Consider the following 19,496-nt stretch of genomic DNA (forward strand, 5'->3'; position numbering starts at 1 on the left):
CTCAGCGCCGACGGCCGAGGCGGCGGAGAGCGCGGACGCTCAGGACCGCCGTCAGCGCCCAGGGCCCCACGACGATGATCGGGTCGAGCCAGGTGTGCCGGAGATCGATGCGGCCGCGTCCGAACCGCGACGCGAGCGGACGATGCTGCGGTTCCGCGAGGACGCCGGTCTGCGTGATGGGGTCGTCCGGCCGCCGGGTAAGCAGGGAGCGGGCGTGCGCGGTCACGGCATCGACGCGGTCGCCCACCACGAGCAGCAGCCAGCGGGTGTTCTTCGTCTCGCTGAACCGGTCGTAGGCCACGCGCCGGATGGCGCCGGACAGGCCGTGCAGCGGCTGGGCGGTGCCCCAGACGGGAGGCAGCATCCCGTGCTCGATCGAGCGCTCGCGACCGCGGTCGGGGCCCTGACGCTCGGGGAGGTCCCAATGCGCGCCGGTGTCGCCGACATCCTCCAGCTGCTGCCAGGTGCGGCGGTGCTCGGGGGCGAGGTCGGCGCCCCAGCCCGGGATCCGGGCACGCAGCTCATCGGGGGTCGGTGCGGGGATGGGTCGGGATCCTTCGTACGGCATGGTCATTCCTCTCCGACGACGATGAGCGGTTTGATGCAGTCGTCGAGCTTGGACGAGAACACGTGGTAGGCCTCCGCGATGTGCTCCAGGGGGAAGCGGTGGGTCAACAGCTCGGACGGACGGATGTGCCCCGCCTGGATGTGTTCGAGCAGTCGCGGCCACTGCCTCTTCACGGGAGCCTGGTTGCCGCGCACCGTGAGCCCCTTGTTCATGATGTCGCCGAGGCGCACCGAGGTCACCAGCGGGCCGTAGGCACCGAGGATCGACACGGTGCCGCCCTTGCGCACGCTGTCGATGGCCCAGTTCACCGCGACGGGGGAGCCGCCCTGCAGCTTGAGCTTCGCGGCGGTCACGTGCTGGACGACGCTGCCGTCCGCCTCCGCGCCGACCGCGTCGATCACCACGTCCGCGCCGAGGTAGCCGGTCGCCTTCTTCAGCGCGAGCACGATGTCACCGGCTTCGTGCAGGTGCATCGTCTCGGCGAAGGCGAAGTCCCGTGCCTTCTCGAGCCGGTAGTCGAGGTGGTCGACGACGATGACCCGTCCTGCGCCGAGGAACCAGGCCGAGCGGGCGGCGGCCAGACCGACGGGCCCGGCGCCGAACACGACCACCGTGTCCCCTTCGGCGATGTCCGCCTGCTGCGCGCCGAAGTAGCCGGTGGAGAACGCGTCGGTGAGCAGCAGCGCGTCCTCGGAGGCGAGCCACTCCGGGATCACCGAGGGGCCGACATCCGCGAACGGCACGCGCACGCGCTCCGCCTGCCCGCCGTCGTACCCGCCGGTCGTGTGCGAGTAGCCGTAGATCCCCCCGACCGCGGTCGCGTTGGGATTCACGTTGTGGCAGTTCGAGAAGAGGCCGCGGCGGCAGAAGTAGCACGAGCCGCAGTAGATGTTGAACGGCACCATCACCCGGTCACCCGGGCGCAGCGTCTCCACGGAGGGACCGACCTCCTCGACCACCCCGACGATCTCGTGACCGAAGGTGTGCCCGATGCGGGTGTCGGGCATCATGCCGTGGAAGAGGTGGAGATCCGACCCGCACACGGCGGCTCTCGTGACCCGGACGATCGCGTCGTTGGGGTGTTGGATCGTCGGGTCGGGTTTCTCCTCGACGCGGATCTTGTACGGTCCGCGGTAGGTCATCGCCTTCATCGGGTGCTCCTTCGCTACGTGGAGTGACCGACGCTAGGCACCGCCTCGGGGACGACTCAGGGCATTGACGGATGGCGCAGGGGAGCGTAGAGGACCGAGGTCAGGCCCCGGGCGGGAGCCCGATCTCGGCGCGTGCCCGACGGCTGCGGGCCGCGAGCACGAGTCCGCCGAGGACCGCGGCGAGGAGTGAGCCGACGAGCACGCCGATCTTCACGTGATCGTCCGCGACGCTGCTGCTGCCGTACGCGAGCTCACCCACCAGCAGCGAGACCGTGAATCCGATGCCCGCGAGGAGGGACATGCCGGCGAGATCCGGCCAGCGCAGCGTCTCGTCGAGGCGCAGCGCCGGCACCCGGCTCAACAGGAAGGTCGTGAGCAGGATGCCGACCGGCTTCCCGAGCACGAGGCCCACGATGATCCCGATCGTGATCGGATCGGTCAGGGCCGAGACGAGACCCTCCACGCCGCCGATCTCGACCCCGGCTGCGAAGAACGCGAACACCGGCACGGCGACGAGGGTCGCCACGATGCCCCAGCGATCCGCGAAGTGCGCGGCGAGACCGTCGTACACCGGGGCGCCGTCGGCGTCCGTCCCCGTGCGCACCCGCGCGCGGGCCGTCGGACGCACCGGCACCATGAAGCCGAGCAGCACGCCGGCCACCGTGGCGTGCACGCCGGACGCATGCACGAACGCCCAGACGGCCAGGGCGAGGGGAAGCAGGATCCACCAGGACCGGATGCCGTTCTGCACGGCGAGTGCGAAGCCGGCGAGGGGGAGGAGCGCGAGGATCAGCCAGGGGAAGCTGATGGTCTCGGTGTAGAAGGTGGCGATGATCGTGATGGCGATGAGGTCGTCGATGATCGCGAGGGTCAGCAGGAACACCCGCAGCGCCGGCGGCAGGAAGCGGCCGACGACGGCGAGCACCGCGATCGCGAACGCGATGTCCGTGGCCGTGGGGATCGCCCATCCGCGGAGGACCTCGGCGCCGGAGGACGCGTTGATCGCGACGAAGAACAGGGCGGGGACGATGACGCCGCCCACTGCGGCGGCGATCGGAAGCGCGGCACGGCGGGGGTCGCGGAGGCGGCCGGCGACGAACTCCTCCTTCAGCTCCAGTCCGACGACGAAGAAGAACACCGCGAGCAACCCGTCGGCGGCCCAGGCGCCGACACTGAGCTCGAGGTGCCACTCCGGGATCCCGAAGCGGAAGTCCCTGACGGCCTCGTACCAGGAGGCGGCGGGGGAGTTGGCGAGGATCAGGGCGGCGAGCGTGGCGGTCAGCAGGAGACCGCCGCCCAGCACGTCGCTGCGGGCGGTGGAGCGGATGCCGCGCCAGAGCTCATGCGGCGCGAGACGGAAACGGGCAGGGGACGACGAAGAAGACACAGGGATACCTCACGGCAGATGGATGGGTGACGCGATGTCGCCGCACCCGTCCGGGCGCGGCCTATCCCCGTGGCGGCGGGCAGCCCGCGATCTCGCCGTGCGAGAGGGTGCCCCAGACGCTCGTCCACCCGTTGGTGCCGGGGTGCAGGACCACGCGCATCCACTCCGTCATCGGCGTCGCGGACGACAGACGGCGCGGAGCGCGCGTCGAACCGGCGATGTGGAGGGTGGGCACGGATCCAGGCTACCGCGACGAGCGCACCCGGGCGATCGCAGTCGCAGAGGCTGGACCGCGCTCGGGGCGTTCGCTACGTTCGAGGCATGGCGTCCAAGAGAGTGCTCACCGTCGCGATCGCCGTTCTCCTCTGCAGCTCTGTCGGGATCCCGGCCGCGGCGCTCGGTGCCGTCCCCGCTCCCTCCGACGGGACCGCGGTGGTGACGGTCCGTGCTGGCGGCGACCGCATCTCCGATGACGAGGTGGGCCCGCTCGCGGATGTCCAGCTCGGACTCTTCGCGTCGCAGTCGGCGACGACGCCGGAGGCTCTCTGCACGTCGGATGCCGATGGCGACTGCAGCTTCGTCCTCAGCGGCGCCCAGCTCGGCCGCACCTACTGGGTGGGAACGGTCGGGGTGCCGGCCGGATGGTATGCCAACGACGCCCTGCGCACGGGCCCGGCGAGCGGATCGAGTTCGACGGCCTCGGCGTACCGTTTCCCGACGCCGGCCGTGGAAGCCGGCCAGACCTACCGTTCTACGCGCGAATTCATGATCTCCTCCTCGAACTCGCTGCCGACGCGGTCGAACGGCGTCTGGCAGCAGTCCCGGGTGAACCCCGCTCTCGACGCGAAGTGCGGGTCCGACATCGCCATCGTGATGGACCTCTCCGCCTCGGTGGGGTCGGCGCTCCCGCAGCTCAAACAGGCCGCCGACGCCTTCGCGAACGCGCTCGTCGGGACGCCGTCTCGCGGGTCGGTGTTCAGCTTCTCCCGTCAGTCCCCGAGCATCGAGTCCGCCACCGGGGAACCCAGCGAGAACCGTCCGGAGTTGGTCTCGCTGTCCACGCAAGCAGGGGCGGACGCGTTCACGGCGCAGTACGCCGGGTGGAGCCTCGGCTCGGGGACGAACTGGGACCGCGCGTTGCAAGAGGTCGCCGCGGCGTCTCCCCGCTACGACGTCGTCGTCGTGCTCACCGACGGCAATCCCGACCGCTGGGGAGCCACGCACGGGGATGGCTCGAACACCCACTTCACCGACGTCGAGGCTGCGGTGTTCTCGGCGAACGCGCTCAAGGCCGAGGGCTCGCGGATCGTCTCCTTCGGGGTCGGCGCCGGAGTGCAGGGGGTCAGCGCCCTCAATCTCGCCGCGATCTCGGGGCCGGTCGCTTTCGACGGGGACAACCTCGCCGAGGCCGACTTCTTCCAGACCCCCGACTACGCGGGCGCCGCAGAACAGCTGGGGCAACTCGCCTTGGCCGGGTGCGCAGGCTCCCTGTCGGTGGTGAAGCAGATCGTGCCCGGCAACACGACCGAGGAGGACGTCACAGGCGCCGTCCCCGCCGGGGCCGGGTGGACGTTCGACGCCCAGCCCGCGACGGCGGGCACGGTCATCGCCCCGGCATCCGCGACCACCGTCGCGGATGGCACGGGTACGGTGTCGTTCGAACTCACGCCGCCCGCCGGAGCCAGTGCCTCCAGGGTCACGGTGGCGGAGCGGCAGCAGGATGGTCACACGCTCGTGACGCAGGGAGGGCAGAACGCACGCTGTGTCGATCTGCGGACGGGCGAACGAGTCCCGGTCACGTCGTCCGGCGCCACAGGATTCACGGTGGACGTGCCGGCGGCCGCTGCCGTCAGCTGCACGATGTACAACCGTTCCCCTGTACCGACGTCGGTCGTCGTCGACAAGGAATGGGTCGTCGACGGAGGCCGCTATCCGGACGGCGCGCAGCCGGCCGGAATCACGGCGGCACTCGGTCTCACGGGACCGGGGAGCGCCGGCACCACCCCGCAGCCATTCGGCGCGGTTCGCGACGGGTATCGCGCGGGCGACGCCGTGACGATCTCGGAGGTGACGACGCTGGAACCCGAGGAGTGCTCCCTCGTGTCCAGCTCGGTGAGGTCGACCACCGGGGTGACGATCGCCGAGACGGTGCCGGCCGCCGTGACCCTCGAGTCCGGTGCCAACGCCTTCGTCATCACGAATGTGGTGACGTGTTCGTCGGACCCGACGCCTGCCCCGACCGAGCCGGGGTCAGGTGCGGAACCGCCCGCCGACACGGGGCCGCTCCCGGCGACCGGGCTCGACGGCTCGCGGCTGGCGCCCACGATCGCGGGCGCCCTGACGGCGGTGGCCCTGGGACTGACGCTCGCGCTCGCAACCCGCCGTCGTCGTGTCTGAATCGGAGAACCCCCGCCCGGATCGGGCGGGGGTTCTCGCTGTACGTGCCCCCGACAGGAGTCGAACCTGCGACCTACGGTACCGGAAACCGGCGCTCTATCCACTGAGCTACGGAGGCGTACCGATCGACAATATCACTCGTCGGGGGTGGTCTCCGACCCACCGGCCTCCGTGACCGGCGCGGCGCGCAGTTCGTCGAGCGCCGCGGCGAGCTTTTCGGCGAGATAGCGGTGGCCGTCGGTGGACGGATGCTTGCGGCCGACCTCCACGTCGATGACGGCGAGATAGTTGTCCTCGGTGATCCAGTCCCGCTCGATCGGGGAGATGTACCACCAGCCGCGGGCCGAGGCGAGAGCCGCGAGATCCCGGTCGATCCGTGCCGTCTGCGCGCCGACCGGCAGCTCGTGCGGCGCGGGACCGAGCACGACGATGGCCGCCTCCGGGTACAGCGCCGTCAGCGCGTCCCAGGCGGCGGTCACGGCCTCGCGGTAGCCGGCCGCGCCCTGCGCCCGGTCGTTGATGGAGCCCTGGATGATGACGAGGTCCGGAGCGAGAGTCGGGTCCAGTGCCGCGATGCGGTCGCCGAAGGTGGGGCCGTCGATGCCGGGCTTGAGGTAGCCGCTGCCCCGGACGCCGTCCACGATGGTCGTGCCGTGCAGGAGGTCCGCGAGCACGTATGCGTAGCCGAGCGTGGGGTCGGAGGCGGCCGAGCCGTAGGTCCAGGAATCGCCGAACACGAGGACGGTCGGCTCGTCGGGGAGCACGAGCGGCGCGGGGGCGATCACCGCGATGGACTCGTCTCCGGCGGCGGCACCGGCGGGGAGGGACGATGGCGCCGGAACCCAGGGCCGCCAGACCCCGAGAACGCCCGCGGCGACGGCGACGAGGAGGGCCGCGGCGATGCCCGCGATGCGCAGTCGACGAGGGGCGGCGGGGGCGTTCATGGTGTGAGAGTAGATCACGGACGGCGGATCGCAAACTCCCCGGGACACGGGGCGACGGAATGGGCCCGCGCGCCCCCGTAAACTGGGGGATCTATGAATCCTGAAACGCTCGCCCACGCCCTCCTCGCCGTCCTCGCCCCCATCGCCGAGGAACGACGTCCGGGCGAGCCGTTCGACCTCACCGCCGCTGACATCGTGCTGGAGCGCCCGCGCAACCGCGATCACGGCGACTGGGCCTCGAACATCGCCATGCGCCTGGCCAAGCCCTTCGGCACGAACCCGCGTGAGCTCGCGCAGCAGATCGCTGACGGACTGGCCGATGTGGACGGTATCGCGAGCGTCGAGGTCGCGGGCCCCGGGTTCCTCAACATCCGCCTCGACGCGGCGGCCGCCGGCGCGCTCGCGAAGGTCATCGTCGACGCCGGCCCCGCCTACGGGACGAACTCCTCGCAGGAGGGCGTCAGCGTGAACGTCGAGTTCGTCTCGGCGAACCCCACCGGGCCGCTGCACATCGCGCACACGCGCTGGGCGGCCCTCGGCGACGCGATCGTCCGCCTGCTCCTCGCGAGCGGTGCCCGTGCTGTGCGCGAGTACTACATCAACGACGCGGGCGTGCAGATGGACCGCTTCGCGGCGTCCGTGCTGGCTGCGGCGAAGGGGGAGCCCACGCCGGAGGGCGGCTACCCGGGGGAGTACATCGCGACGCTGGCCGGCCGCGTGCTCGAGGCCCGTCCCGACCTGCTCGACCTCCCGGGGGAGGAGCAGCTCACGGTCGCCCGCGAGCTCGGCTACGAGTACCAGCTCGCCGAGATCAAGAACTCCCTCGAGCGCTTCAACGTGCCGTTCGACGTCTGGTTCTCCGAGCGCACCCTGCACGCGAAGGACGCCTCGGGGTCGAGCCTGATCGACCAGGCCGTCGACCGTCTGCGCGAGCAGGGCCACGTGTTCGACGAGGACGGCGCCGTCTGGGTGCGCACGACCGACTTCGGCGACGACAAGGACCGCGTGATCCGCCGCTCGAACGGCGAGTACACGTACTTCGCGGCCGACGCCGCCTACTACCTGAACAAGGGCGACCGCGGCTTCCGCGACAAGATCTACCTGCTCGGCGCCGACCACCACGGCTACGTGCACCGTCTCAAGGCGGTCGCGGGGGCGGCCGGCGACGACCCCGCGAAGAACATCCAGGTGCTGATCGGCCAGATGGTCTCGATCAACGGCGCCCGCCTCAGCAAGCGTGCCGGCAACATCATCGAGATGGACGACCTGCTCGACTGGCTCGGCACGGACGCGCTGCGCTACTCGCTGGAGCGCTCGCCCGCCGACTCGCCGCTCGACCTCGACCCGGAGCTGCTGCAGAAGCGCACGAACGACAACCCGGTGTTCTATGTGCAGTACGCACACGCCCGCACCCACAACGTCGCGCGCAACGCCGTCGACTCCGGCATCGACCGCTCGGTCTTCGCCCCGGAGACGCTCACGCATGAGACCGAGGCGGCCCTGCTGGGCGCACTCCAGGAGTTCCCGCGCATCGTCGCGTTCGCCGCCGAGGTGCGCGAGCCGCATCGCGTCGCGCGCTACCTGGAGGAGCTCGCCGGGCTGTACCACCGCTGGTACGACAACTGCCGTGTGATCCCGCTGAGCGATGCCCCGGTGGAGGACGTGCACCGCACCCGCCTGTGGCTGAACGATGCCGCCGGCCAGGTCTTCCGCAACGGGCTCGACCTGCTCGGCGTCTCCGCGCCCGAGCGCATGTAGGGAGCGGCATGAGCGACGACAACCCGACCCTGCCGTACCCGAAGCCCTCGGACGAGCACCCGACGCTCGTCGTCCCGGATCCGGCGGACGGTCGGGGCAGCGCCGGAAGCCGTCGCCGACGGTGGCCGTGGGTCGTGCTCATCGTCGTGGTGGTGCTCGCGGCCGTCGTGGTGGCGGCGGAGCTCGTCGCCCGGGCGGTGCTGCCCGGCGTCGTGCGTTCGATCGTCATCGAGCAGCTCGATCTGCCGGCCGATCAGCAGCTGGACGTCGAGACCGAGGGGATGCTCCTCCCACAGCTCCTCGCTGGCCGTCTCGACACCCTGCGGCTGTCGACGGACGCCGTCACGCTGCAGGGCATCACCGGTGCGGCTGACGTCACGGCGACCGGCGTTCCGCTGCGGGGCGGCGACCTCGACGGCGCCGACGGCACCATCCGCATCGACCAGGAGCAGTTCACCGCTCTGCTCGCCGACTCGGATCTCCCGGTCGACACCGTGGAGTTCGCGGCACCGAACGCGACGCTCGGGGGCTCGTTCGACGTGCTCGGCGCCGCGGTCCCGGTCTCCGTCACCCTCACTCCCGGGGCTGTCGAGGGCGACCTCGAACTCACCCCGGTGGCGGCCAGCATCGGCGGCGTGGACATCGATCTCGACAGCGTCGGGTCGTCGCTCGGCTCCCTCGGTGACGGGATCACGCAGCCGCGGCGGGTGTGCATCGCGGACCAGCTCCCGGCCGGCCTGACACTGACGGGGGTCGAGATCGTCGACGATCAGGCCGTGATCGACATCGACGTGGACGGGGCGATCGTCACGGATGAGGCGCTCCAGGAGAAGGGATCCTGCGACCGCTGACCGGACCCCGCTTCAACCGGGCAGGCGCTCCTGCAGCCGTGCGGCGAGCTCCACCGGCTGTTGCAGCGGGACGCCGTGTCCGCATCCACGGAGGACCTCGAGGGTGCTGTGGGGATGGACACGGTTCAGCAGCGCGGCGGAACGATGCATGAGCGGCTTCTCGTCGCCTCCGACGAGGACCAGTGCCGAGCCGGGGTGCGTACTCCACGCGGACGGCGGTGCGAACCGCAGGTTCTCCTCGACGGCACGCAGCAGGGTCGTGCGTGAGAGGGCGGCGGAGGTCTCCAGATAGCGGGGGAGCAGTGCGTCCGGGATGAACAGTTCGCGCGCCTGCAGACGCGCGAACCGCTCGTTCCTGGCGAGCCCGGCCGTGAGCCGCAGCAACGCGAGGGTCGGTCGGACGGCGCGCAGCGGTTCCGCCTGGGCGCTGATGACGACGGCGTCGGCGACGAGGTCCGGCCGTCGTGCCGCGAGCAGGACGGCGAGCTGCGCGCCGAGGGAGAAGCCGACGACGGTGGCCGGTCCGGTCTCCCGTTCCAGCAGGGGGATGAGCCTCGCCACCGTCTCCTCGTGCGACGCGTAGTCCTCGGCCGCACTGCGGCCGTGACCGGGAAGATCCGGGACGATGACCCGCCGCACGGGATCGAGGTGCGCGCGCAGCGGTTCCCACATCCAGCCGGCGACGCCACCGCCGTGCAGCAGGAGGAGCGGCGTGGCTCCTGGGGGACCCGATGTCTCGTGATGCATGTCACTCCGTCTCGAAGCTCGCGGCCATGCGGCCGACCGTGTCGATGGCGCTCTTCAGCGTTCCTCGGTCGAGCGGTCCCAGCGTGCGGGCCGCGGAGAGCAGTCCGAGGGTGGCGCTGGAGAGCGCGAGGGCGAGGGCTTCGGGCTCCACGTCCGGCACGATCCGGCCCTGACGCTGGAGGCCACGGATCCCGGCGACGACCTGCTCGTGACGTGTCCGGTACCGGGACATCGGTTGCGCGGCGACGTGGGCCCCGAGCACTCCCGCGTCGTCGAGGAACGCGGCCGTCATGAGCTCGTCGTCGAGCAGCGCCGTCGCCGTGGCGCGGTAGAGGGCGCTGAGCGAGGGCTGCAGTCCTGCGGTGCGGGCGACGGCGTCGGCGATCCGCCCGGTTCCGCGCTGGAGCAGGGCGTCGAGGATGTCGCGCTTCGCGGCGAACTCCAGATAGACGGCGCCTTTGCCGATGCCGGCCGCGCGGGCGATCGCCGCGACGCTCATCGAGTCGAACCCCTCCGCGAGGACCATCCGCTCCGCCGCGTCGAGGATGCGTGCCCGGCGGTCTGGGACGAGCGGCCTAGGCATCGGAGCCTCGGGCGAACCACTCGCGCAGGGCGGGGATCACGAGGTCGGGACGGTCCCGCTGCACCCAGTGCCCGGCGCCGGGGGCCACGAGGAGCTGCCCGTCGGGCAGGATCTCCGCGGCCGTCTCGATCCGTCGGAGAGGGACGCCGGAGTCGCGGTCGCCGTGCACGAGGAGGACCGGGACGCGGATCTCGGCGAGCCGATCTCGGTAGTCGGTGCGCAGTCGCAACGGCCACACCTGATCCCGCTGCCAGTCGCCGAACGTCGTGAGACCGGAGCCGGTCGCTGCCTCGGCGAGCACCGCATCGACGAGAGCCGGGGTGCGGGCGTCGGGGGAGCGGACGAGATCCTGGAGGCCTCGCGTCATCGCCTTCCGGTCGCGTGCGTAGACGCGTGTCATCGTACCGAGCAGGCCCGAACGCAGGAGCAGGAAGGTCGACAGGTGCGAGAGGGTGCCGAGGGCGCCGTCCGCCAGGCGTGGCATCAGTCCGTAGCTGCCGAGGAGGGCGGCGGCGTGTGCTCCGTCCGGGCGGTCGAGCAGATGGCCCAGCGTCATGCCCGCGCCCATCGAAAGACCTCCGATGGCGTAGGCGTGCAGCCCGAGGGCGTCGACGAGGTCGCCGACGTATTGCACCAGGCGCTCCTGGGTGAGCGGCGCATCGAGGCGGGGGCTGCGTCCGAAGCCCGGGTGGTCCGGCGCGACGACGCGGTGTCCGGCCGCCGCCAGCGCCGGCCCGACCTCTCCCCAGGAGAGCTCCGCACTGTCGGCCCCGCCGCCGTGCAGCAGCAGCACGGGCGGTTGCGTCTCCACGGAGGGGTGCCATTCCAGGACCGACACCGCGGCGCCGGGAACGGTCACGGTGTGCCGTCGTGGTGCGGACATGCGCCCCCTATCGTTGTGACCACCATATCGAATGCGGTCACAACGAGGATGGTCAGTCTTTCTTGGCCGCCTTCTCGACCGTGCCGTTCTCCTCGGCCGCCGCGCGCTGGGCGTCGCGCAGCTCTGCCGTGGCGATCTTGACGTCGACCTCGGCGCGCTGCAGCCGACGCTGGACGAACGTCCGCGCGCCGAACCGCTCGTGCAGGCGGTCGCCGCGCTCCTCTTCGGCGGTGACGATGTAGGCGCACGCGACGAGGATGACCTGCGTGGACAGCTGGAGCCAGATCAGGAGCGCGAGGAGCGAGGCGAACGACGCGAGGAGGGGATTGCTCGTCGCTCCGCCCACGAACAGCCCGGAGAGCTGCTGCAGCACGATGAGGCCGAAGGCGCCGAGGAAGGCGCCGCTCCACAGGGAACGCGCGGCGGGCCGGACGCCGGAGAGCAGGAGGAAGGCGCCGACGATCAGGGCCGCGTCGAGGATGAAGACCACGAGCAGGGAAAGGAGACGGACCGTCCAGGCGAGCAGTGGCGAATCCGACGGCACCCCGAGCAGATCGCCGATCCAGGTCACCCCGAGCTGTCCGATGAAGGTGATCCCGGCGGCGAGTACGAACGCGAGCCCGATGCCGACGGCGAGCAGGAGGTTGCGGACGATGACCCAGATCCACAGGATGTCCGCCTGGATCGTGCCGGCGATGGTCCGGATGGCCGTGCGGAGCGAGCCGATGGCGCCGAGCGCGGCACCGATCAGCGCGACGAGGGAGACGATGCCGGCGATCGAGAACGACGCCGGGGTCCGGAGGTCGTTGGTATTGATGACGCCGCCCTCGCCGATGAGCCCGGGGACCGCGGACTGCACGGCGTCGATGATCGCGCGCCACGCCTCCGGGTTCCCGGAGAGCCAGAGGGCCGCGAGGGAGAAGCCGAGGAGCACGCCCGCGAACACGCTGAACAGGGCGCGGTAGGTCACGCTGTCGGCGAGCATCGGACCGCGGCGTTCGGAGTACAGCAGCACCGCCCTCACCGGTCGCCGAGCCAGGGCCCAGGCGATCACCGGGCCCGTGACGCGGGCGACGAGTCCCGGGCGGGCCGGGGCTGCGGAGCGGTTCTCGGAGTCTCGGTTGTCGGTGTCTGCCACGTGCCCACCCTACGAGCCGGACGGTACCGCTCCCCAGGGGGTTGACGCGGCGTGTCACCATGACCAGGGCCCGACAGAGGGTGCCCTAGAATCGGGGCAACTCGATGTGCGCCTCCGCCCGAGATCCGTCCCACGATTGGTGTTCCGTGCTCGACTCTGCCGCCACGCTCGCTCCGGACTGGCTTGTCGTCCCCGAGGATCCGAACGATCTCGCGCCGGGTGTCTGGCCATCGTCGGCCACGCGCGACGAGGACGGCGGCCTCGTGCTCGCCGGAGTGCCGACGCCCGAGCTCGCCCGTACCTACGGCACGCCGCTCCTCGTCCTCGACGAGGACGAGGTGCGTCGCCGCGCCCGGGCCTTCCGCGACGCGTTCGACCGCGCCGCGTCCACGCACGGCACCACCGCGCAGGTGTACTACGCCGGCAAGGCCTTCCTGTGCACGACGGTCGCCCGCTGGGTCGTCGACGAGGGGCTCCGCATCGACGTGTGCACCGGTGGCGAGCTCGAGGTCGCCCTCGCCGCGGGGGTCGCACCGGCGTCGCTGGGCTTCCACGGCAACAACAAGTCGGTCGCCGAGCTGGAGCGCGCGGTCGCTCTCGGTGTCGGCACGATCGTCGTCGACAGTGCGATCGAGATCGAGCGCCTCGCCGCCATCACGGCGCGCACGGACACCGTGCAGCGCGTGATGGTCCGGGTCATCAGCGGCGTCCACGCCGAGACCCACGACTTCCTCGCCACGGCCCACGAGGACCAGAAGTTCGGCTTCCCGCTCGCCGAGGCCGAGGCCGCGGTGGCGCGGATCCGCGAGATCCCGGGGCTGGAGTTCGCGGGCCTGCACTGCCACATCGGCTCCCAGATCTTCGGCGTGGCCGGCTTCCGCGAATCCGCGTCGCGCGTGCTCGAACTGCACGCCGCCCTCCTCGAAGGTGGCCCGGTGCCGCAGCTGAACCTCGGCGGCGGCTTCGGCATCGCCTACACCCGCGTCGACGACCCCACGCCGATCGACGAGCTCGCCGACGGCATCGTGGCGGCAGTGGCCGAGGGCTGCGCGGCGCGGGGCATCGCGGTGCCTGCGCTCTCGTTCGAGCCCGGGCGCGCAATCGTGGGCACGGCGGGCGTGACGCTCTACGAGGTAGGGACGACGAAGGACGTCACTGTCGCCTCCGGGGCCACGCGGCGGTATGTCAGCGTCGACGGCGGGATGAGCGACAACGCCCGCACAGCCCTCTACGGCGCCAGCTACTCGGCCCGCCTCGCCTCGCGGACGGGGACCGACGAGCCTCAGCTGAGCCGGGTCGTCGGCAAGCATTGCGAGTCCGGCGACATCGTCGTCGACCACGAGTACCTTCCCGGAGACGTCACGCCGGGCGATCTCCTGGCCGTCCCGGCGACCGGCGCCTACTGCGCCTCGCTCTCGAGCAACTACAACCACGTCCCGCGGCCGCCCATCGTTGCGGTGCGCGAGGGGCGCTCGCGGGTGATCGTCCGCGGCGAGACCGTCCACGACCTGCTGGCCCGCGACGCGGGCATCGACGGGGCGCACGCCCCCGAGGGAGCACGATGACCCACCATCGAAGGAGCATCCATGACTGACTACAGACGACTTCGCGTGGCGCTGCTGGGCGCCGGAGCCGTCGGCTCCCAGGTGGCGGCCCTCCTGCTCCGCCACGGCGACGAGCTGGCCGACCGTGCGGGTGCTGCGCTGGACCTGGCGGGCATCGCGGTGCGCAACCTCGACGCGCCCCGCGACGTCGACCTCCCGAAGGAGCTCTTCACGACCGACGCCGAGTCGCTCATCCTCGGCGCCGACATCGTGATCGAGCTCATCGGCGGCATCGAGCCCGCCCGCACGAACATCCTCCAGGCGATCGGCTCCGGAGCCGACGTGGTCACGGCCAACAAGGCACTGCTGGCCACCCACGGGCCGGAGCTGTTCGAGGCGGCGGATCGCGTCGGCGCCTCGGTCTACTACGAAGCGGCGGCCGCGGGCGCCATCCCGATCATCCGTCCGCTGCGCGATTCCCTCGCCGGCGACCGCGTCGTGCGGATCATGGGCATCGTCAACGGAACGACGAACTACATCCTCGACCGGATGGACACGGAGGGCGCCGACTTCGCCGACGTGCTGGCGGACGCGCAGCGCCTCGGATACGCGGAGGCCGACCCCACCGCGGACGTCGAAGGCTACGACGCCGCGCAGAAGGCCGCGATCCTCGCCAGCCTCGCCTTCCACACCGCGGTGCCGCTGGAGGCGGTGCACCGCGAGGGCATCACCGCGATCACGGCATCCATGATCGAGGAGGCCCGCGCGGCGGGCTTCGTGATCAAGCTGCTCGCCGTGTGCGAGCGCATCGAGGCCGACGGCGCCGAGTCCATCTCGGTGCGGGTCTACCCGGCCCTCGTGCCGGTCGCCCACCCGCTCGCCTCCGTGCACGGCGCCAACAACGCCGTCTTCGTCGAGGCTGAGGCGGCGGGCTCCCTCATGTTCTACGGCGCGGGCGCGGGTGGGATCCAGACGGCGTCCGCCGTGCTCGGCGACGTGGTCTCGGCCGCTCGTCGGCACATCGCCGGCGGCGTCGGGGTGGGCGAGTCCACGCGGGCGAACCTCCCCGTCGTGCCCATCGGCCATGTCACGACCCGGTACCAGATCACCCTCGAGGTCTCCGACGCCCCGGGCGTGCTGGCCACCGTCGCCGGGATCCTCAGCGACGGCGGCGTGTCCGTCGCGACCGTCGTGCAGACCGTCGAGGGGGAGGACGAGCCGACCGCGCGCCTCATCATCGGCACGCATCGCGCGACGGAGCAGGCCCTGAGCGACACGGTGGACGTGCTCGCGGGCAGCGACGTCGTCGCCCGCGTCGTGTCCGTCCTCCGGGTGGAAGGCGAGTGACCACGGTGACGGCCACGGCTCCCGCCCCCGAGGAGCACGGTGCGCGCGTGGGACGCACGGTCGAGGTGACGGTGCCGGCGACGAGCGCCAACCTGGGCCCCGGCTTCGACACGCTCGGCCTGGCGCTCAGCATCTACGACCGCCTCGAGGTGACGGCGCTGCCCGAGGGGCAGCTCGAGATCGAGGTCTCCGGTTCCGGCGCCGAGGAGATCCCGCGGGATGCGTCCAATCTCATCGTCCGCACGATCGCCTACGTGTTCGCCGACGCAGGCCGCGCGATGCCCGGCCTGCGCATCGTGGCCGAGAACGCCGTCCCGCACGGCCGCGGTCTCGGCTCCTCTGGCGCGGCCGTCGCCGCCGGCGTGCTCGCGGCGAAGGGGCTGCTGGCCGGCGACGTCGACATCTCCGACACCGATCTGCTGCGCCTCGCGACCGAGCTGGAGGGCCATCCGGACAACGTGGCGCCCGCACTGTTCGGCGGACTCACGATCGCATGGATGGGGGAGCGGGGCCCGCAGCACAAGAAGCTCCTCGTGCACCGCGGCGTGTCGCCGCTCGTCCTCGTCCCGGCCTACACGATGTCCACCTCGCAGGCCCGTTCCCTGCAGCCGCCGCACGTCTCCACGGCCGACGCGGTGTTCAACGTGTCCCGGTCGGCGCTGCTCATCGCGGCGCTGATGCAGAGCCCGGAACTGTTGCTCGACGCGACCGCGGACCGGCTGCACCAGGATTACCGCGCCGGCGCCATGCCCGAGACGCAGCGCCTCGTGCAGGCGCTGCGCGCCGCGGGATTCGCGGCCGTCGTCTCCGGCGCCGGACCCAGCGTGCTCGTGCTCGCCGACGGGCCTGGCAGTCGTCTGGACGCCGTCGATGTGGCCAATCGGGTGACCGACACCCCGTGGGAGGCGCTCCTGCTCGCCGTCGACGTCCGTGGTGGTACAGTGGGGGATCGAGCGGAGGGCTCCACGTAGCATTCGTGAATCTGGCCCCATTGCATCTCTTGCAAGACCCGCACGCGAACCCCTGAGGCCCAAGTGCCGAGGCTGGCTGACGCCGAGCGTCAGCCCGTGCGATCGTGCGCAGCACCCGTTGTGCGCGTTCACGCTCATTTCCCATGACCTATAAGGGAGTACTCGTGGAGAACCTCTCCGAGACCCAGAACGATCAGGCGGCTCCGACCGCCGATGCCCCCGTCGCCGAGCAGGCGACCGAATCCGCTCCGGCCAAGAAGCGCGCACCGCGTCGGGCGAATACCGCCACGGCTGCGGCCAAGGCGGCCAAGGCCGCGGAGGAGTCCGGTTCGGCCGAGGCCCCTGCGGCTGCCGCCGCCTCCGCCGAGGCTGCGGAGGCGGCCCCGAAGGCGAAGGCTCCGCGCCGCACGCGGGCGAAGAAGGCCGACGCCGAGGCCCCCGCTGAAGCCGCACCGGCCGAAGCGGCCCCCGCTGCCGAGACCGTCGAGGCGCCGGCCGAGGCCCCCAAGTCCGCCCGCGGCCGTCGCACGAAGAAGGCGGACGCCGAGGCTCCGGAGGCGAAGACCGAGAAGGCCGAGGCAGCACCCGCCGAAAGCGCGACGGAGACCGCCGAGGCGGGCACCGCTCAGGGCGGCCGCGCCAAGAACGACGCGGCGAAGAACGACGCAGCGAAGAGCGAGTCGAGGAACGACAGCGCCGCCGCGAAGAACGAGGCCGAGGCGGACGCTCCGGCGAAGGATGCGTCCGGCGAGGGAGACAGCGGTGAGGAGCAGGGCGGTCGAGGCCGCAACCGCAACCGCAACCGCAACCGTGGCCGGGGTCAGGGCGGCGGCCATGAGCAGGCGCAGAACGCGCCGGCCGACGACGACCAGTCGGGTAACGGCAACGGCCGCAACCGTCAGCGCAACAAGCGTCGCAGCGGCGGCCAGGCCGACGAGTTCGAGACGGAGATCACCGAGGACGACGTCCTCATCCCGATCGCCGGCATCCTCGACGTGCTCGACAACTACGCTTTCGTGCGCACCACCGGCTACCTGGCCGGCCCCAGCGACGTCTACGTCTCGCTCGGCCAGGTCAAGAAGTACAACCTCCGCAAGGGCGACGCGGTCGTCGGGTCGATCAAGCAGCCGCGCGAGGGCGAGCAGCAGGGCCGCCAGAAGTACAACGCGCTCGTCAAGGTCGACTCGATCAACGGCCTCTCGGTCGACGACGCGGCCACCCGCGTGGAGTTCGGCAAGCTCACCCCGCTCTACCCGCAAGAGCGCCTGCGCCTGGAGACGGCTCCGGAGAAGCTGACGCAGCGGATCATCGACCTCGTCGCGCCGATCGGCAAGGGCCAGCGCGGCCTCATCGTGGCGCCGCCGAAGGCCGGGAAGACCATCGTCCTGCAGCAGATCGCCAACGCGATCGCGCAGAACAACCCCGAGGTGCACCTCATGGTCGTGCTCGTCGACGAGCGCCCCGAGGAGGTCACCGACATGGAGCGCACCGTGAAGGGCGAGGTCATCGCCTCGACCTTCGACCGTCCCGCGGAAGACCACACGACGGTCGCCGAGCTCGCGATCGAGCGGGCCAAGCGTCTCGTCGAGCTGGGCCGCGACGTGGTCGTGCTGCTCGACTCGATCACCCGTCTCGGTCGTGCGTACAACCTGGCCGCTCCGGCGTCCGGCCGCGTGCTCACCGGCGGCGTCGACGCGTCCGCGCTCTACCCGCCGAAGCGCTTCTTCGGTGCTGCCCGCAACATCGAGAACGGCGGATCCCTCACGATCCTCGCCACCGCGCTCGTCGAGACCGGCTCCAAGATGGACGAGGTCATCTTCGAGGAGTTCAAGGGCACCGGCAACAGCGAGCTGCGCCTTTCCCGTCAGCTCGCCGACAAGCGCATCTTCCCGGCGGTGGACGTGAACGCGTCCAGCACGCGCCGCGAGGAGATGCTGCTCTCGGCCGACGAGGTCAAGATCACCTGGAAGCTGCGTCGCGCTCTCGCCGGGCTCGACCCGCAGCAGGCCCTGGAGGTCGTGCTCGGCAAGCTCAAGGAGACCCACTCCAACGTGGAGTTCCTCGTGCAGATGCAGAAGTCCATCCCGACGCTGCCCTCGGGCGCCCACGGGCACGACAACAACATCCGCTGAGGTCCGACGTGTTCGAGTCCGTCCAGACTCTGATCGACGAGCATCGCCGGGTCCAGGAGGAGCTCTCCGACCCGGCGGTGCACGCCGACGCGGCACGCGCCAAGCGCGTCAACCGTCGGTATGCCGAGCTGTCGCGCATCGTGGCGGCGCATGAGGCGTGGACGGCTGCCGTCGACGATCTGGAGGCGGCGCGGGACCTGGCCCGTGAGGACGAGGCCTTCGCCGCGGAGGTCCCCGCCCTCGAAGAGGGCGTGCAGGCGGCGCAGGAGCGCCTGCGGCGCCTCCTCATCCCGCGCGACCCGGACGACGCCCGCGACGTGATCATGGAGATCAAGGCGGGGGAGGGCGGCGCGGAGTCGGCCCTGTTCGCCGCGGATCTGCTGCGCATGTACGTGCAGTACGCCGCGTCGAAGGGGTGGAAGACCGAGCTGCTCGAGCGCAACGAGTCCGACCTCGGCGGCTACAAGGACGTGCAGGTCGCCATCAAGGGTTCCTCGTCCGACCCCGCGCAGGGCGTCTGGGCGCATCTGAAGTACGAGGGCGGCGTGCACCGCGTGCAGCGGGTTCCCGCCACGGAGTCGCAGGGCCGCATCCACACCTCCACGACCGGCGTGCTGGTGTTCCCCGAGGTCGACGAGCCCGAGGAGATCCAGATCGATCAGAACGATCTGAAGATCGACGTGTTCCGCTCGTCCGGCCCCGGTGGACAGTCGGTGAACACCACCGACTCCGCTGTCCGCATCACGCACGTGCCCACCGGCATCGTCGTGTCCATGCAGAACGAGAAGTCGCAGCTGCAGAACCGCGAGGCGGCGATGCGGGTGCTGCGTGCCCGGCTGCTGGCCAAGCAGCAGGAGGAGCTCGATGCGGCCGCCTCCGACGCGCGCAAGTCGCAGATCCGCGGCATGGACCGCTCGGAGCGCATCCGCACCTACAACTTCCCCGAGAACCGGATCGCGGATCACCGCACCGGGTTCAAGGCGTACAACCTCGATCAGGTCATGGACGGTGCGCTCGACCCCATCATCGAGAGCGCCATCGCCGCCGACGAGGAGGCGCGTCTGGCTGCCGTCGGCTCCGAGGGCTGAGCGGCTC

General features: G+C 71.3%; 17 protein-coding genes and 1 tRNA gene. 8 read left to right on the top strand and 10 right to left on the bottom strand.

Features of this window, described 5'->3' with window-relative positions; genetic code table 11:
* Position 1 precedes the first annotated feature (1 nt).
* The 4 genes from B2W79_RS10370 to B2W79_RS10385 form a co-directional block, all read right to left on the bottom strand.
* Positions 2-568 (bottom strand): hypothetical protein, encoded by a 567-nt coding sequence (locus B2W79_RS10370; protein ID WP_292789314.1) that lies wholly within the window; start codon positions 566-568, stop codon positions 2-4.
* Positions 569-570: 2 nt separating this feature from the next.
* Positions 571-1,719 carry a zinc-dependent alcohol dehydrogenase gene (locus B2W79_RS10375; protein WP_071328349.1) on the bottom strand — a complete coding sequence of 383 codons (1,149 nt, stop codon included), beginning with the start codon at positions 1,717-1,719 and terminating at the stop codon, positions 571-573.
* 100 nt (positions 1,720-1,819) lie between these two features.
* Entirely contained in the window at positions 1,820-3,106 is a 1,287-nt protein-coding gene (gene nhaA / locus B2W79_RS10380) for a Na+/H+ antiporter NhaA (protein ID WP_071328350.1), read from the bottom strand.
* A 61-nt stretch (positions 3,107-3,167) separates the two neighbouring features.
* On the bottom strand, positions 3,168-3,341 hold the full coding sequence (locus B2W79_RS10385; RefSeq protein ID WP_177173799.1) for a hypothetical protein: 174 nt from the start codon (positions 3,339-3,341) through the stop codon (positions 3,168-3,170).
* Between the two features lie 86 nt (positions 3,342-3,427).
* On the opposite strand from B2W79_RS10385, the gene B2W79_RS10390 reads away from it, so the two are divergent.
* Positions 3,428-5,503 carry a vWA domain-containing protein gene (locus tag B2W79_RS10390; protein ID WP_071328351.1) on the top strand — a complete coding sequence of 692 codons (2,076 nt, stop codon included), beginning with the start codon at positions 3,428-3,430 and terminating at the stop codon, positions 5,501-5,503.
* 45 nt (positions 5,504-5,548) lie between these two features.
* Here B2W79_RS10390 and B2W79_RS10395 read toward each other — a convergent pair.
* Positions 5,549-5,621 (bottom strand) — tRNA-Arg (locus B2W79_RS10395).
* Between the two features lie 16 nt (positions 5,622-5,637).
* Positions 5,638-6,447, bottom strand: a complete 810-nt coding sequence (locus B2W79_RS10400) for an SGNH/GDSL hydrolase family protein (RefSeq protein WP_292789322.1) — start codon at positions 6,445-6,447, stop codon at positions 5,638-5,640.
* Between the two features lie 93 nt (positions 6,448-6,540).
* Between B2W79_RS10400 and argS the strand changes: the two genes are divergently transcribed.
* Together argS and B2W79_RS10410 are read left to right on the top strand one after the other, a co-directional pair.
* Positions 6,541-8,205, top strand: coding sequence for an arginine--tRNA ligase (gene argS / locus B2W79_RS10405; RefSeq protein ID WP_071328353.1), 1,665 nt, complete (start codon positions 6,541-6,543; stop codon positions 8,203-8,205).
* Between the two features lie 8 nt (positions 8,206-8,213).
* Positions 8,214-9,056 carry a DUF2993 domain-containing protein gene (locus B2W79_RS10410; RefSeq protein WP_292789325.1) on the top strand — a complete coding sequence of 281 codons (843 nt, stop codon included), beginning with the start codon at positions 8,214-8,216 and terminating at the stop codon, positions 9,054-9,056.
* Between the two features lie 12 nt (positions 9,057-9,068).
* Here B2W79_RS10410 and B2W79_RS10415 read toward each other — a convergent pair whose 3' ends face one another.
* From B2W79_RS10415 to B2W79_RS10430, 4 genes are read right to left on the bottom strand one after another with little or no spacing between them, the layout of a single operon-like run.
* A complete protein-coding gene (locus B2W79_RS10415) occupies positions 9,069-9,803 on the bottom strand; it encodes an alpha/beta fold hydrolase (RefSeq protein WP_292789328.1) in 735 nt (244 codons plus the stop codon).
* A gap of 1 nt (position 9,804) precedes the next feature.
* Positions 9,805-10,386 (bottom strand): TetR/AcrR family transcriptional regulator, encoded by a 582-nt coding sequence (locus B2W79_RS10420; RefSeq protein WP_292789331.1) that lies wholly within the window; start codon positions 10,384-10,386, stop codon positions 9,805-9,807.
* A complete protein-coding gene (locus B2W79_RS10425) occupies positions 10,379-11,269 on the bottom strand; it encodes an alpha/beta fold hydrolase (RefSeq protein WP_292789334.1) in 891 nt (296 codons plus the stop codon). The genes B2W79_RS10420 and B2W79_RS10425 overlap by 8 nt, the downstream gene beginning before the upstream one ends.
* A 52-nt stretch (positions 11,270-11,321) precedes the next feature.
* Positions 11,322-12,407, bottom strand: coding sequence for a YihY/virulence factor BrkB family protein (locus B2W79_RS10430; protein ID WP_292789337.1), 1,086 nt, complete (start codon positions 12,405-12,407; stop codon positions 11,322-11,324).
* A 146-nt stretch (positions 12,408-12,553) separates the two neighbouring features.
* Between B2W79_RS10430 and lysA the strand changes: the two genes are divergently transcribed.
* From lysA to prfA, 5 genes are all read left to right on the top strand, one after another.
* Positions 12,554-13,972 carry a diaminopimelate decarboxylase gene (gene lysA, locus B2W79_RS10435; protein ID WP_292789340.1) on the top strand — a complete coding sequence of 473 codons (1,419 nt, stop codon included), beginning with the start codon at positions 12,554-12,556 and terminating at the stop codon, positions 13,970-13,972.
* 21 nt (positions 13,973-13,993) lie between these two features.
* Positions 13,994-15,298 (top strand): homoserine dehydrogenase, encoded by a 1,305-nt coding sequence (locus B2W79_RS10440; protein WP_071328359.1) that lies wholly within the window; start codon positions 13,994-13,996, stop codon positions 15,296-15,298.
* A gap of 5 nt (positions 15,299-15,303) precedes the next feature.
* A complete protein-coding gene (gene thrB, locus B2W79_RS10445) occupies positions 15,304-16,269 on the top strand; it encodes a homoserine kinase (protein WP_256209417.1) in 966 nt (321 codons plus the stop codon).
* Positions 16,270-16,412: 143 nt separating this feature from the next.
* Positions 16,413-18,401: a transcription termination factor Rho gene (rho, locus tag B2W79_RS10450; RefSeq protein WP_292789344.1), complete on the top strand. Its 1,989-nt coding sequence runs from the start codon at positions 16,413-16,415 to the stop codon at positions 18,399-18,401.
* Between the two features lie 8 nt (positions 18,402-18,409).
* On the top strand, positions 18,410-19,489 hold the full coding sequence (gene prfA, locus B2W79_RS10455) for a peptide chain release factor 1 (RefSeq protein WP_292789347.1): 1,080 nt from the start codon (positions 18,410-18,412) through the stop codon (positions 19,487-19,489).
* The last annotated feature ends 7 nt before the right edge of the window (positions 19,490-19,496 follow it).

Origin of the sequence: Microbacterium sp. UBA7513 (assembly GCF_002478345.1) — a bacterium.
Lineage (GTDB): Bacteria > Actinomycetota > Actinomycetes > Actinomycetales > Microbacteriaceae > Microbacterium.